Consider the following 12,842-nt stretch of genomic DNA (forward strand, 5'->3'; position numbering starts at 1 on the left):
AGCCCTAAGCGAGGTTCTGGTTTTCAAATTGTTCCGGGCTGAGACCGCCACAGGCACTGTGACGGCGCCAGCGATTGTAATCGCACTCAATATAATTAAATACCGTTGAGCGCATCATTTCCCTGCTACTAAAGCGTTCCCCGTGTATGCATTCCACTTTCAGTGAATGGAAAAAGCTTTCCACACAGGCGTTATCGTAGCAACAACCCTTTGCGCTCATGCTGCCATGTAGCCTATGTCGTTTCAGCAATGCCTGATAATCCGCTGAACAATACTGCCCGCCTCTATCTGTATGAACAATGACATTCTCTGGGCGTTTACGTCTCCAGAGCGCCATCTGTAACGCATCACAAGCCAGTTGTGCCGTCATCCGGGATGACATCGACCAGCCAATTACCGCCCGTGACCACAGGTCAATCACAACAGCCAGATAGAGCCAGCCTTCATCCGTGCGAAGATACGTGATATCACCTGCCCACTTCTGGTTCGGGCTGCTGGCGATAAAGTTCTGCTTCAGCAGGTTTTCCGATACCGGCAGGCCATGTTCACGGTAGCTGACCGGACTGAATTTACGGCTGGCTTTCGCCCGTAACCCCTGACGACGCAGACTGGCTGCGATGGTTTTAATGTTGTACTCAGGCAACTCATCAGCAAGGCGTGGCGCACCATAGCGCTGTTTTGCCTCAGCGAAGGCTTTACGGACCGCTTCATCACAAGTGAGCCGAAACCGCTGACGCGAGTTAACCTGATGGCGGCGACAACACCAGACATACCAACCGCTGCGGGCAACCCGAAGCACCCGACACATCGCTTTAATGCTGAACTCAGCCTGATGCTTTTCAATAAAGACATACTTCATTTCAGGCGCTTCGCGAAGTATGTCGCGGCCTTTTGGAGAATGGCCAGTTCCTCGTCTCTCTCTGCCAGTTGGCGCTTGAGGCGGGCAATCTCTGCAGCCTGTTCACTCTCTCGCTCAGAGGTAGTTGTCTGGCTCTGTTGCTTGCTACGCCAGTTATAGAGCTGGGATTCGTGCAGACTGAGTTCACGAGCAGCGGCGGCAACACCGATGCGTTCTGCAAGCCTCAGGGCTTCGTTACGAAATTCAGGCGTATGTTGCTTACGTGGCTTCTTACTGGTTGATACGGATTTTGTCATGTGAGCTACCTCTGGTAGAGAGTTTACTCACTTAGTCGCGTGTCCACTAATGCTGGGTAGGATCAATACACCCATTGATTACGTAGCCCTTTCTCTGCCCCAATTGATATAGCTTCACCATATACTTCACATATTGATGTATCACCATGTGAAGCATTAATATTGAATTCAGCAATCTCACCTCTCGGAGAAAGGGATAAAATACCATTACGTTTAACATATTCGCCAGCATGTGCCAGAGATACACTCGTGATTAAAATAAATGCTATCGTTATCTTTTTCATCATAATTCCATTATAAAATAAAAAATTTATCTTTTATATAACAGATGGTTACCGATATGTTTTGGTACTTGAAAAACTAGTTTTCCTTGTTTCCACCCCTTGCTCCTGATATGCGTCACCACAAACAACACAACGATATTTTCTGGTGACATCATATTTTTCTTCCGTCCAATTTTCATGTATTACAATATGCTTACCTTCACGATCACCTGATGTTACCCGACCTCCATTTTTGATTGCACTACGAGGTATAGCGGATAAAAATATCTCTTCTGTATCAAGAAGCTCAATACTATATGTTGCATTGCAAGCCTCACATTGATAATCACCAGAGAGAAAATAAATAGTAACCTTAGTTGCAATAAAAAAAGATGCCGTAAATACTATTAAGGACAAACCTATTCTCGCAAACATAGGTTCAATAGCAAAAATAAAATAAACAGCACCCGCAATTAATAATGCGATGCCAGCGCCATACCCGATAGCTCTAAGAACTATTTCATTCTTGATTTTTTTCTGTGAAGCAGAAAGATTCTCGCTCATAATCCACCCATTCAAAAATAGTTAATCTCTAGACCTAGTTAATTTGTCGTTTATCTTAACGACAAGTTAACTTTAATAAAACACGCGATTTATTCATAAAATATTGTTCATGAAGGCTCCAATCGTATAGGTTCGTGAAATATAAGGTGACTCGATAAGTTTAAAAGTTCCTGCACCAACGATATGATTCATTACTTTTACATTCTGGGAAGATGACTTTTCGTGTGATTGTGTTCGATGGTAAAATGCAGAATATGCAACCAACCCTTCCCCCCAACTAATATTTCTAGTTGGAGCAACAATTGCATTGCAGAAAGATTTATGCAGAGTAAATAATTCTGCTACTCCATTGCCAACAGAGCAACTTGAGAAACAAATACACTTCCCTCGTAAAATTGGCCATGCAAGACGGTCGAAATCACGCCACGTAACAATATCACCGTCAGTAAGAGAAAAACCTTCATCAAAACCGTGCGCACTGATATGAATGTATTTTATATTTTCTCGCTTGGCTATGTTTAAAGCTTTAATAAACATTTTCTCATTAATCACCTCTATACTTTTTGCATTAACACCCTGTAGTTGAAGTACACGTTTTAATGTATCTCCTTCGCATCTGCCATCATAAATATCCTGATCACTGCGTGATTCGATAATCAATATTTCTTGTTTTCTCATCAGCCATGCCAAACAAGCTATTCGTTTAAGAGTTTGTTATAGACTTATCAAAAAGATCTCTTATTACGGGAACAAAATGAACTTTTGCTCTCGTAAAAGCGGCTGATTACGAGGTATCCAATCTCTTGCTCCCTTCCCTTCATCACTATGGCTATAGATGCGCAAAATACATTTATAATCCATAGATGATGTTCATACAAGAGCAAAATGACCACAAACTTCCATCTATAGACATTTTATAGGTGAAGAGTGGTACGTATGGCTCAGTTATCTTCGGACAGTGCAGACAAACAGGTAGGCCAACGCATTCAAATGCGTCGTAAAGAACTGGGAATAACAGCTCAGCATTTAGCAGAACTCGTTGATATATCTCACCAACAACTATCGCGATACGAGCGCGGAACAAACAAGATCAACGTGGCGCATCTGGTAAATATCGCCATTACACTTGATACACCAATTAGCTGGTTTTTCATTGATTGTTTCACGGAACCAGATAGCCATAAACAGAAACAACTCGAATATGTACCAGTAAAGGATGCGGATCTGAAAAGCCGATTTGAAAAAATTTGGCCTCGGCTGACACATAAGCAGAGGCGTATATTGATTATGCTTCTTGATGAATATACCAAACAGTAATAAATATCAAGAGTTATTTCAGACAGGAATATTATGCTATTCCTGATGACTTAATGGGTAAAGGTTTTTTAAAATCGTGATCTAATTGCTTTAACGTCTCAATTACCTTTTCTTTATCCAACACTCTTTTTAGTGCTTTTTCACTCCACGAAGAATTTTTCCCGCCTTTAATCACCGATAAGGGGGTGAGCATTTTATCAGATGTCATCTTTGTTATGATTTCATTATCAGAGTAATTTTTATCATGTTTTAAATGATTCACAATTTTATATAACCGATAAAATTTTTTAGCTGTTCGTGATTTAGGTTTGTAAATCGATGATTCCCTTTCAATACGAAGCAAGTGAATCAAACTAGCTGAGTAAATTTCTATCAGGTTACGTTTTTTTGCCTCTGGACGTTGATATCCTAAAATTTCGCAAATATCCGATAACGACTCATAATCGGTATTATCCAATCTTATTGTAATACTATGTTCGCCAAGTTTTTCAAGTTTCTCTTTACGCTTATTTTGATATTCAACATCCCTTTTTCTTCTAACAACTAATTCATTAGCTTTTTCTGCTTTTGTTTTTTTCGTCATTCTTATTCCAACCACGCGTTAAAAATATCAGATCTGACGATCAGATTAATGTTCGATACACGATTGTCAAGATTGGATCTGATGATCAGATTAAAATCATTTTTTATAAATCTGACGATCAGACAATTTAATCCCAATCTAAGAAAAAATAACATTTAATATCAATGTATTAAACAACAAAAAATCTGATCGTCAGATTTACAAAAACCAGTATAAAAACGTATAAATCGAAAACTGTAAAGAATCTTCGTATCAATCCGATACGCAAATCGAACAGGTTTTGAGATGAATTTTTCACGTTTGATCAAGATGAAAATGGTTCTTGAATTGTGCGCTATATCCCGTGCAACGCTGTATCGCCAGATCAAAGCAGGCCACTTCCCTGAACCAGTTCGCTTAACAGGTGGGACAAATGACCAAAGTAATTCTTCTCGTGCGATTGCATGGCGAGAGGAAGAAATACTTCAATGGATTATGAGTCGCCAGAAAGTACCTTTAGCGCAGGAACATACGAATTAACCCTCCCATAACTAATATACCGTTGCTCTAATAATAGCACGTTATATACACACACATAGTATGTCTGAATAGAGAATATATCAGTTAAACATGCTTCAATAGCCATTAGGAGCATTTACACCCTATTAGGGTAAGTATCAACTGTCATTGTTCTCTATTCTATATATGGCTATTAGCCGTAAGGAATAACAATGCTATTAAATAAGCACAATATCGACTTTTGTTCTTCTATGAGAATTGGTAAGGACAATTTTGGACATTCATTAAAAATGCGAATTGATGGACTTGCAATTGTAAGTTGCTTCCTCAACAAAGCTGAGAAGAAGAGAGTATATTCTAAACTTAGAAAAATGAGAAAATTTAACTATAAAAAATATAGAGTGAGATACATAAAAAACAAAAAAGGTAAACCCTATCGTAACGCGCTATTAATCATGGGAATCAAAGAAAACTCTCCAGTTTTATTACGAATTGACTATTCACCAATAAATCATAACTCAGGAGGTATACGCTTAGATTTCCACCCCCAACATCTGACTGCAAGTAAGATCGATCATCTACTATCGTGGATGAATCAACGATTAGGGGAAGTATTTTATCACCTATTGGCACGCTCATGGATTACACGAATAGATGTTGCTGTCGATATTTATGGTTGTCAGTTAGATAACTATATATGGGGATTGGAACGAGCAGGAAAAACATCGTATCGCAATAATAAAAAGAGTTTACCGAGTGTCAGGATCGGCAGTTCACGTTCTATTTTATATATTCTTTGCTATGAGAAGATCGATGCTCATGGAAGCAAACAACTCACATTTCGGGAGAAATCCAGATTCATTAATATCAATCTGAATGAGCATCGGCAATTCTTGCGTATCGAGTCCCGATACCAACCCAATGCCACGCCTACGAGCAAGAGAGGTAATGCCCTGATGCTGGCTCACCTTCTGAGTATGGGAAACCCTTTCGAACGACTTCAAGTCTACTCGGACGATTTAGCATATGAGCTACTAACTAAGGGATACATTCGCGCGATTCCAGCAGAACCCAGCATAGCGGCATTGAAACGCTCTATAGTGCGAAACATGCAGAACTCACGTTTGCCCCGTGAGGTCATTGGCATAATCGTTAAGCATGAAATTGAGCTACTCAATAAGAATACAATTTGGGAGCAGTGGTCGCTCTGTGTTGAACGATTAAGCAGCATATTTAACATATCGTCTGTTTTCTTTCTACATAACAAAGAGTCAGATCGAACAAATCCACAAACCAGAAGATAAAATCTATTACTTCATATCTATTTAGCGTAAAAATTTCAATTAGGAAAAGGCTATGATTAATCATAGCCTTTTCCAGGATAACCACCATAATAAAGCAATTTATCTATTTCAATTTCACCCATCAGTAACTGCCGTAATTAAAAATAGAAATCACTATAGCTACCACGTCACGCTACATTATAAAAACAAACATTGGCTGTAATAAAAAAAGGTTATGCTACTTAAAAATATTTCACTTAAGATATCCCCGAGATATCTTCTTCAAGCTCTTTAACTGCGGATGTTATCTTGTAATTAAATTTCCTTTCCACCTCAGAGTCCCTCAATTTGTTAGCTGCCTCTCTCCCAATCCACATAGAAACTACTTCACGTTTCTGTTCTATAGTGAGATTGTCAAAATTGGGGATATATCTTGATGTAAATGCCACTCCACGATTTATTTCATAAAATGTCTTTATCAAGGATTTTGCTTTGATATCATCACCCAGTCCAAACCGCTTAATAAACTTTGTAACAGTATGGTTAACTGCTCGTAATTGAGCGGTGCTTGAAATCTGAGAAAAATAAGAAACCCAACCAAGACGTTTACCACCGAAAATACAACCTGTAATTCTTAAATTGAGTTTCCATTTACAATAAGCGATTGCTTTTTCTTTATCCCGCTTATTTTTAGCCTGCGAAAGCGCGTGTCTATAGGCAGTGAATATCTTTGCGAGTGATGACTCAAAACGAAGAATACTATCCCTTTTAATTAAAAGTTCTTCACCAATAATTTGATACCCTAAAAAACTAAAGGGTGTACCTATCACACCCACTACTGATTTAGAGTTTTCTTCGTTGAGCGGATGTGGTTTAAGCTCTATTGATTCTAATTTTCTGATAACATTTTCTGCTACGATACTTGCTTGACCGGAAGTAGTTAAAATTAATATGTCATCAACATATCTTTTAAACCATATATTAGGATCAGATGACAATTCATTATCAAGCTTTCCAAGCGATATTTCGGCAAGGATATTAGAAATAGCTAAACCTTGAGGGACGCCTTTTGTATTCGGCATGGAATGCTTACTACCCTTAAATTCATTAACTGTAGGTACAGCTAATGCCGACATAATTAGCGATCTAAATTCTTTTTTCCTGATTCGGCTTTTTATCGCGTGTTCTATAAGTGAGTGTTCAATTGAAGGGTAAAAAGATTTAAGATCAATCTTGGCATATTCTGTGAATTTTTTCTCGTGCAATGCCTCCTTCAAAGAATCCATGACGGTATGTGGTAACTTAAGTCTCGCTTCGGGAAATACATCTGACAAGCACTCACATAATGCTCTTAGAGTTATTCTATCTCTAGCAGTGGGAATTGAAATTTGTCTAGGATTAGAGTTTGCACCTTTTGAAATTAATTTTTCTTTGTATGCTGTGAATTTATAGATTCCAGCATTAACTTTTTTTGAAATAAGTTCCAGTTCATCATTAAGTTTTTTTTCTAAACTCGATGGACGGACTCTATCTATACCAATAGCACCAGAACTTTTTATTTTGTTTTGATAAATAGATTTAAGATTCCTTATGGAAAATTTCCCTTTAAACTTACGCGCCGCATTCATAATTAATCCACATCAGAATCAAAGGAGTTAAATACAATAGAGATATAATGGTGATCCTCACTATTTTAAAACGTCTAACTTCTTTTATCTCTTCTATAGTTGGGTTTCGCGTTGTTAATGTTAAATGGGAGGAAACTCTCGCCATTTTATCGTCGATTTCTTTATGGTTCTCAACCTCACTCAAGAGATCATTATATGCTGCAATTTGAGCTGACGTGAGAGAGTGTTCTTGAGGAATTTCAGCATATAATTTCTGGAGAGCCAAATAATTTTTTCGCATTGCAATAGCTCGTCCACGGAAATCCAGATTAGATACTACTAGCGACACACCGAGTAAAAAAATAGACAGAATAGCAGCCCAAATATCTGTATTATCTCCAATAATTTTAGGATAACGTATTGTTATAACAGAAAGCACCGCTCCCAAAATAGCATACCAGACAAGAAGAAACTGCGAATGTTTTTCCATCAATTCAAGACGATGATGTGCGTTTATACGAGCTTTGTAAGTAAACCAAATATTATCCCGCACAAATCCCCCTGTTAGTTTGAAGAAAGAAGGGACAGGAACTATTGAGAACCGTTGAACATCCCGTAGGATCAGTGAGCCGAAGCCCAACAACAGCCAAAAAGTAAGCTGTTCTTTATTAGAGCCACCCTTACGTAGGTAAGAGGAAAAACCTGCCCTTCCAAATATACTAATAACAACATCTCTGAGCTATAGTCAACCCGATTTTTCATTATTATTAGCCTATTGGGCCGATTTCACCCTAAAAAACTTTTGCAGCCCCATTTTGGGCAAAACTGCTATTCGTAGCATGGCATAGACTCAGCTCTGTCAAGGCTAAGTTCAGATTTCATCAACCCATACCAGCAAAGTTGAAAAGGCTGCTGCGAAAATCAAATCCGGCAGCGGCCTCTTTAGCATAACATCATTATGCGAACCAGTTATTTGCTTTTATTCAGAAAATCAAATATTTGTATCATTGGGTTCTTATAAATCAATAAAATAAATACACCTATTGCTCCAATAAAACTACCATTGATAACACCAAAATCAAATGACATAGTTGAATCAAATGGTAGTGAATAAATCGTCACTGGCAGAGTGACATAAAATACAAGAGATAGTAATAATATTTTCTCCCTAGATGAAAACATCATTATCAAAATAATATAGAGAGCATTAAAAACCAGTCCATACATGAAAATAAGATTATCATTACCACTCAGTGCCATTATAAATATTATAAAAGTAGCAATCACCGTTAATATGCTAAATGTCAGTTTTCTTTGGTTTTTAATTGTCATACGCCTTAACCCATAGGTTGGTATTCCCAATCCATTAAATTCGTTAATGAAATTCTTTATCTCGTTTTTTTTACCTTTATCATTTATTTTACACGCCAGCCTCATTAGATCAGAATAAGCTGTATTACTTATTGTTGTGTTTTTTCCAATTTCATTTTTCATATAAGTAAAGTGGCGTTTTATAAAATGTAAAGTGTCAAAGCATGTCTCTACAACGTATTGATAATCAACTAAGTTTTCACCATCATCTGTATTGTAATCGCTCGCTATAGTATCAACATAACGTAAGAGTTCCCTCGCTTTCTCATCTAAGTAATCTAGTTTTTGCACTGATTTATCAGATTGATAACCATAGTAAGCATTCTGATATACAGAATTTAAAAAATCTTGTTTTTCTTCTATTTCTTTTCTTAAATCCACCATCAAGTTCAATCCTTATCCCTTTTATAATATAAAAGGGATGTTTACGTTATTCTTTATCTTTCTTTTCCTCTTTTTCTTTCTTTTGTTGCTGAATCCCGTTATCTAACATTTTTAATGTTTTGGAGTAGTCGTAGCCCTCACAACCGATAACCAATTTAAATAGGTTGTAATCATTGTCAGATACACCTAATTTTTCTAACTCGCTAGCTATATCATCCTTGCTCAATCCATATAATTTTTCGGCATCATACTTTGATAACGAAGTTAATAACTTATCCATTATTTCGTCAGTGATAACGCCTTTATTTAAATTCATCGCCGATTCCAGTCCTGATGAAAGAAAATGGACATCATCTTGTTCTGAAATAAAAATCTCTTCAAATAAACTCTTTTTCATAAATGTCTTCCTTTTTTAAACTTTAACCATTCTTTCATCAGTACATTGTACTATGATGATATTTTCAGCTTGTAATTATACCTCGAAGCAGTTCGGGGTTCAGTGACACCCGAACTTTACCATGGTTTCCATGCAGTTTTCTCTGTATATCATATCATTGAAGATATTTACTTGTACCTAAGATTTCCTCAGAACGTGCCTGTAATGTCTTCCATGCCCAAGCATATCGTCACCATACAGCGAATGCTGGGATTTCTTTCCTCTTGGTTTTCTGTGTCGCCGTGAGGGGCCACCACCGGCAAGTATTGCCTGTGAACGATATGAGTGGGGTATAGAAGAGCAGCCTCGTTAAGCCGGTGTTCTTTTAGCCCATCAGGGTAGTGCAAGACTTCGATATATTTACCAATAGCCTTTCTATTTTATTCATTTTCTTCAATTAGATAGAACACTTTTTCATACTGTACTGTCATGGATCTTTCACACGACGGGGTTCCTAACAAATGAAAAATGCCGCTAGCGGCCTATGGGCATCAAAGTCAGGTCGGGAAGCTTTAGCAAAACGCTGGTTGTAATCGTCCATAAACCCATTAGTAGAATCATTGGTTGTTTCTACAGAAGAAATTTCCCTGAGCCGTCATCAAAATCCCCAGAACGGACATTACAACTTTGCCATTACAATCTTGTTACATATATCGTGGGTTATGTATAAGACACCTTAACTTGGTTTTTGCACGCAAGAATTGCCGCCACACTTTGAGCAATTAGGTATAGCGTCTGTTTCCGTTGTACTTAAGGGTGTAGTTACTCGAAAGCAAGATTAGATAAAACCATTAAAAATCAAACAACTTAAACTAACACTCATTATTCAGATTCAATCGAGTGATTGTCCTATCGCTTAAAGTTCTCATATAACGCCCTGTTTTCAGGGCGTTTTTGTTTTCATGGGCTATCATAGAGGAGCAACAAAGCGCATGGTTATCGTGTACACTTGGGTGTACCCATTAAAGGAACTACGTAGCGCTTTGGGTACAGTGATAAAAAACCACGAGAGTTGCGATTAAAATAATAAAATTTCAATTTTTATTTATTAAAGTCATCATCTGTCCATATTTTTCTCTGCTTTCTTTTAGCTTTAATATTGTCAGGAAATAAATTATTTATTTGTGAACGATAGTTATCGACGATTTTACTTTCCTCATCAATCCTATTAAATCTATCTATGATTACATCCAATGGGCCTAGTTCTGACCCAATCCACTTTCTATTTTTTATTTCAGCAGCTATATATGTTGTTCCTGAACCACCAAATGGATCAAGTATGACATCACCTTCATTCGTAGACATTTCAATTACACGATCTAATAATTTAATTGAAAGTTCATTAGAGCCTTCTCGCCTTTTATATTTCGCATGCCTTACAGGTGGAATGTCATACCAAATATCAGTCATATTCACCCCTTTAGGGTTCATTTTATCTTTATATCCACCATAATCTTTTAAATCACCATAACATTTAGGACAAACCTGCATTGGCAATCTATCTGGATGGAAAACATTCGGCTTCTTTCCTTTAATGTAATAAAGCATTGAATAATGAGAGGGATATAGCTTACTTTGAATAGGGAGACTATACTTTATATCCGTAGCAATCCAATGTCTAAAAGTCAACATTCCAGATAAATATGCAGAAAGTTCAGTATTCCATTTTGGCAGATTCCAAATAAAAAAACTTCCCCCATGCTTTAAAACTCGAACGCACTGATAAATCCATTCTTGACACCATCCGATATATTTATCGTGCTTCAAATTATCATCCATACCTGACGGATAAATTTTATCCAAATTAAAAGGTGGATCGGCAAAAATCATGTCCACGCTATCGCTATCGACGCTTTTCAAAAACTCAATGCAATCGCCTTGATATAACTTACCTAATTTCGTTTGAAAGTTGAAATTAACATTATTAACTAAGTTATCACCTTTAATCTCAGAATTAATTATAGAATAAATTTCATCTGATTTACTTCGTAACACATTCATTAATGAGGCATCAACAAACCCCATTTTTAGCTTTAATAAAACATCATTCAACCCCGATGCGGTACAAATTTTAATAAGATCACTACCTGACGGGTAAATGTTTTCCTCATCATAATATTTCAACCTTGCAACCGGAACCCCAGAGATTTTACAGAATGCATTTAGTTTCTTTTTATCAGCTGGATCAATACCTATCGCTGAAAAAAGACCATTTTTATAATACATCCAATCCCCCTAGCTAGTGGCGTTTTTGCCATTATACCACTTTTGATAGAAGCGAAACATTGCAGACTATAGTCTGTGGAACTACTTATCATATCACAACATAATCAAGCATTAAGGAGAGTCCTTCATGGCACCAGAAACGGCATTTGGCATTGTATTAAAAAGACAAAGATTGGCTTCTGGTCTGTCTCAAGAGCAGTTAGGCCTAAACAGCAACCTCGATAGAACATTCATATCATTGTTGGAACGTGGGCAAAGACAGCCCTCTCTGACATCGATAATTATGTTAAGTAAAAGTCTAAATATATCGCCGGCTGAATTTTTAACACTTACTATGGAGCTAATTAATGAAGATAAAAAGTGAAATAACTCTAATTAAAAATGGTGTTTTTGCAAATTCAAAAGTCGTTGCAAAGATAAAAAATGACATACATGATGCAATCCTAAAAGTAGTGTGGCCTCTCGGCAATGATCGCTTCTCTATTAATCCTATCCGCAAAGGAAATGGGGTCAAACCTATAAAAAAAGAGTGTATGGATTACTTATACGATAGAGGGTGGACCTTAGAGAAAAGATTAAAAATATCTTCTGAAAGAAATGCTGGTCCAATTGATGCGACATATTCTGTTAAAAATTACGCTTATTTCGCCGTCGAATGGGAAACCGGAAATATTTCTTCATCACATAGAGCATTAAATAAAATTTGTTTAGGAATGCTAAATGGGTCTCTACTTGGTGGGACACTAATTTTACCTTCTCGTGAATTATATCCATTTCTAACAGACAGGATAGGTAATTATCTTGAATTATCACCTTACTTCGAGGTTTGGAAAAACATCAATATAGCCAATGGATACTTGTCAGTAATAGAAATTGAACATGACGAGGTGAATACCAATATTCAATTAATACCAAAAGGAACAGATGGGTGGGCAAATTTTAATTGAATTAATTTTAAGAAAAGGCTAATTTAAAGAATGCTACGCTGGCTTCTACGAATTCCTCTTTTCTTTTCGCCTGTCGGTTAAAAATTAAAAGCAAAATCGCTACCTTGACAGCGTTGTGGCATAAATCAGGTTCTGAGCCAGTATTCCCTCAATAAGGTCAACTTTCAGATAACCTGCACGTTTTCCTCTCTCTTACCGTATCATTCTA

At 37.1% G+C, this 12,842-nt stretch carries 15 protein-coding genes; 5 read left to right on the forward strand and 10 right to left on the reverse strand.

Annotated features, from left to right (window positions below):
- Positions 1–4: 4 nt before the first annotated feature.
- The 4 genes from E2566_RS20690 to E2566_RS20705 form a co-directional block, all read right to left on the reverse strand.
- A protein-coding gene (locus E2566_RS20690; protein ID WP_107170981.1) for an IS3 family transposase occupies positions 5–1,155 on the reverse strand; the annotation gives its coding sequence in 2 pieces (ribosomal slippage) (positions 5–897 and positions 897–1,155; 1,152 coding nt in all).
- A gap of 62 nt (positions 1,156–1,217) precedes the next feature.
- On the reverse strand, positions 1,218–1,442 hold the full coding sequence (locus E2566_RS20695) for a hypothetical protein (RefSeq protein ID WP_168444513.1): 225 nt from the start codon (positions 1,440–1,442) through the stop codon (positions 1,218–1,220).
- A gap of 45 nt (positions 1,443–1,487) precedes the next feature.
- Positions 1,488–1,982, reverse strand: coding sequence for a hypothetical protein (locus E2566_RS20700; protein WP_107169260.1), 495 nt, complete (start codon positions 1,980–1,982; stop codon positions 1,488–1,490).
- A 93-nt stretch (positions 1,983–2,075) separates the two neighbouring features.
- Complete coding sequence (locus E2566_RS20705; RefSeq protein ID WP_008502684.1) at positions 2,076–2,660, reverse strand: hypothetical protein; 585 nt, start codon at positions 2,658–2,660, stop codon at positions 2,076–2,078.
- A gap of 258 nt (positions 2,661–2,918) precedes the next feature.
- Here E2566_RS20705 and E2566_RS20710 point away from each other — a divergent pair, with 258 nt between their 5' ends.
- Positions 2,919–3,299 carry a helix-turn-helix domain-containing protein gene (locus E2566_RS20710; protein ID WP_032623044.1) on the forward strand — a complete coding sequence of 127 codons (381 nt, stop codon included), beginning with the start codon at positions 2,919–2,921 and terminating at the stop codon, positions 3,297–3,299.
- Between the two features lie 31 nt (positions 3,300–3,330).
- Here E2566_RS20710 and E2566_RS20715 read toward each other — a convergent pair whose 3' ends face one another.
- Positions 3,331–3,882 carry a hypothetical protein gene (locus tag E2566_RS20715; protein WP_008502683.1) on the reverse strand — a complete coding sequence of 184 codons (552 nt, stop codon included), beginning with the start codon at positions 3,880–3,882 and terminating at the stop codon, positions 3,331–3,333.
- A 285-nt stretch (positions 3,883–4,167) separates the two neighbouring features.
- On the opposite strand from E2566_RS20715, the gene E2566_RS20720 reads away from it, so the two are divergent.
- Both E2566_RS20720 and E2566_RS20725 read left to right on the forward strand, forming a co-directional pair.
- Positions 4,168–4,401, forward strand: a complete 234-nt coding sequence (locus tag E2566_RS20720; RefSeq protein WP_032623043.1) for a helix-turn-helix transcriptional regulator — start codon at positions 4,168–4,170, stop codon at positions 4,399–4,401.
- Positions 4,402–4,592: 191 nt separating this feature from the next.
- Entirely contained in the window at positions 4,593–5,684 is a 1,092-nt protein-coding gene (locus E2566_RS20725) for a hypothetical protein (protein WP_107169261.1), read from the forward strand.
- 236 nt (positions 5,685–5,920) lie between these two features.
- On the opposite strand, the gene E2566_RS20730 is transcribed toward E2566_RS20725, so the two are convergent.
- From E2566_RS20730 to E2566_RS20750, 5 genes are all read right to left on the reverse strand, one after another.
- Positions 5,921–7,291 carry a reverse transcriptase domain-containing protein gene (locus E2566_RS20730; RefSeq protein WP_107169262.1) on the reverse strand — a complete coding sequence of 457 codons (1,371 nt, stop codon included), beginning with the start codon at positions 7,289–7,291 and terminating at the stop codon, positions 5,921–5,923.
- On the reverse strand, positions 7,275–7,823 hold the full coding sequence (locus E2566_RS20735) for an SLATT domain-containing protein (RefSeq protein ID WP_107169263.1): 549 nt from the start codon (positions 7,821–7,823) through the stop codon (positions 7,275–7,277). Before E2566_RS20735 ends, E2566_RS20730 begins: the two co-directional genes overlap by 17 nt.
- Positions 7,824–8,239: 416 nt before the next feature.
- A complete protein-coding gene (locus E2566_RS20740; RefSeq protein ID WP_050110122.1) occupies positions 8,240–9,025 on the reverse strand; it encodes a hypothetical protein in 786 nt (261 codons plus the stop codon).
- Positions 9,026–9,071: 46 nt separating this feature from the next.
- Positions 9,072–9,422, reverse strand: a complete 351-nt coding sequence (locus E2566_RS20745) for a hypothetical protein (RefSeq protein ID WP_107169264.1) — start codon at positions 9,420–9,422, stop codon at positions 9,072–9,074.
- Positions 9,423–10,502: 1,080 nt separating this feature from the next.
- Positions 10,503–11,687, reverse strand: coding sequence for a DNA-methyltransferase (locus E2566_RS20750; RefSeq protein WP_107169265.1), 1,185 nt, complete (start codon positions 11,685–11,687; stop codon positions 10,503–10,505).
- Between the two features lie 127 nt (positions 11,688–11,814).
- Between E2566_RS20750 and E2566_RS20755 the strand changes: the two genes are divergently transcribed.
- Together E2566_RS20755 and E2566_RS20760 are read left to right on the forward strand one after the other, a co-directional pair.
- Complete coding sequence (locus E2566_RS20755; protein ID WP_107169266.1) at positions 11,815–12,051, forward strand: helix-turn-helix domain-containing protein; 237 nt, start codon at positions 11,815–11,817, stop codon at positions 12,049–12,051.
- Positions 12,035–12,634, forward strand: coding sequence for a PDDEXK family nuclease (locus E2566_RS20760; RefSeq protein WP_107169267.1), 600 nt, complete (start codon positions 12,035–12,037; stop codon positions 12,632–12,634). Before E2566_RS20755 ends, E2566_RS20760 begins: the two co-directional genes overlap by 17 nt.
- The last annotated feature ends 208 nt before the right edge of the window (positions 12,635–12,842 follow it).

Origin of the sequence: Pectobacterium punjabense (assembly GCF_012427845.1) — a bacterium.
GTDB classification, from domain to species: Bacteria; Pseudomonadota; Gammaproteobacteria; order Enterobacterales; family Enterobacteriaceae; genus Pectobacterium; species Pectobacterium punjabense.

Excerpts from the sequence above, each read along its gene's own strand:
- E2566_RS20725 (WP_107169261.1), top strand. The coding sequence starts at position 4,593 with ATGCTATTAAATAAGCACAATATCGACTTTTGTTCTTCTATGAGAATT.
- E2566_RS20730 (WP_107169262.1), bottom strand. The coding sequence starts at position 7,291 with ATGAATGCGGCGCGTAAGTTTAAAGGGAAATTTTCCATAAGGAATCTT.
- E2566_RS20760 (WP_107169267.1), top strand. The coding sequence starts at position 12,035 with ATGAAGATAAAAAGTGAAATAACTCTAATTAAAAATGGTGTTTTTGCA.
- E2566_RS20715 (WP_008502683.1), bottom strand. The coding sequence starts at position 3,882 with ATGACGAAAAAAACAAAAGCAGAAAAAGCTAATGAATTAGTTGTTAGA.
- E2566_RS20745 (WP_107169264.1), bottom strand. The coding sequence starts at position 9,422 with ATGAAAAAGAGTTTATTTGAAGAGATTTTTATTTCAGAACAAGATGAT.
- E2566_RS20755 (WP_107169266.1), top strand. The coding sequence starts at position 11,815 with ATGGCACCAGAAACGGCATTTGGCATTGTATTAAAAAGACAAAGATTG.
- E2566_RS20740 (WP_050110122.1), bottom strand. The coding sequence starts at position 9,025 with ATGGTGGATTTAAGAAAAGAAATAGAAGAAAAACAAGATTTTTTAAAT.
- E2566_RS20695 (WP_168444513.1), bottom strand. The coding sequence starts at position 1,442 with ATGATGAAAAAGATAACGATAGCATTTATTTTAATCACGAGTGTATCT.
- E2566_RS20700 (WP_107169260.1), bottom strand. The coding sequence starts at position 1,982 with ATGAGCGAGAATCTTTCTGCTTCACAGAAAAAAATCAAGAATGAAATA.
- E2566_RS20720 (WP_032623043.1), top strand. The coding sequence starts at position 4,168 with ATGAATTTTTCACGTTTGATCAAGATGAAAATGGTTCTTGAATTGTGC.
- E2566_RS20710 (WP_032623044.1), top strand. The coding sequence starts at position 2,919 with ATGGCTCAGTTATCTTCGGACAGTGCAGACAAACAGGTAGGCCAACGC.
- E2566_RS20750 (WP_107169265.1), bottom strand. The coding sequence starts at position 11,687 with ATGTATTATAAAAATGGTCTTTTTTCAGCGATAGGTATTGATCCAGCT.
- E2566_RS20705 (WP_008502684.1), bottom strand. The coding sequence starts at position 2,660 with ATGAGAAAACAAGAAATATTGATTATCGAATCACGCAGTGATCAGGAT.